The 283-nt window shown below is 55.1% G+C and carries 1 pseudogene; it reads left to right on the forward strand.

The window, feature by feature from the left end:
- Positions 1-47: 47 nt before the first annotated feature.
- Positions 48-283: pseudogene (locus tag KDM89_RS21985) on the forward strand (tRNA lysidine(34) synthetase TilS); the annotation flags it as partial.

A 283-nucleotide genomic window follows, 5' to 3' on the forward strand; every position in this document is an offset into this window, starting at 1 on the left:
TGTCAGAAACAAGGGCAAGGCTGGAGGCCTGTGCCAATCAGCGGAGCTTGCGCTATATCGACGATGAATCAAATACGGATCAGCGTTATCTGCGCAATGCCATACGCCATAGCGTCATGCCCGTGCTGGAAACCCTGTCACCCGGCTATTCAGAACGCCTGGCCCGTTCAGCAACGCATTTCCAGGCAGCGCAAGACTTGATGCTGGAAGTCGCTCAGCAGGATTTTGCCAGTTGCTCTGTTGATGCTGGTCTGGGCATCGTTGCCATGCGTGCATTGAGTCC

The sequence above is a fragment of the Cognatundibacterium luofuense genome (genome assembly GCF_018139685.1).
In the GTDB taxonomy this organism is placed as follows: Bacteria; Pseudomonadota; Gammaproteobacteria; order Burkholderiales; family Burkholderiaceae_D; genus Undibacterium; species Undibacterium luofuense.